Genomic DNA, 293 nt, shown 5'->3' with positions numbered 1-293 from the left:
CGCTTGCCGATCAGCAGGCTGTCGCACTGGGTGTAGTTGCGCGCGTTCTCCGCGCCCTTGCCGATGTGCACGAGCCCGCGATAGGTGTTCTGGCCGCGGCCGGCGCTGATGCCCTTGCTGATGATCTTGCTCTTGGTGTTCTTGCCGAGGTGGATCATCTTGGTACCGGTATCGGCCTGCTGGCGGTGATGGGTCAGCGCCACCGAGTAGAACTCGCCCACCGAGTCGTCGCCCTTCAGCACGCAGCTCGGGTACTTCCAGGTGATGGCCGAACCGGTCTCGACCTGGGTCCA

The 293-nt window shown here is 64.2% G+C and carries 1 protein-coding gene; it reads right to left on the bottom strand.

The window, feature by feature from the left end; all coding sequences use genetic code 11:
• Positions 1-293: SufD family Fe-S cluster assembly protein (locus FLQ44_RS02025; RefSeq protein WP_206208619.1), on the bottom strand; the 293-nt coding region annotated here is incomplete at both ends.

The sequence above is a fragment of the Vogesella mureinivorans genome (assembly GCF_007644035.1).
GTDB classification, from domain to species: Bacteria; Pseudomonadota; Gammaproteobacteria; order Burkholderiales; family Chromobacteriaceae; genus Vogesella; species Vogesella mureinivorans.
The sequence above is the reverse complement of the archived record's forward strand: the minus strand, read 5'-3'. Positions and strand labels throughout refer to the sequence as shown.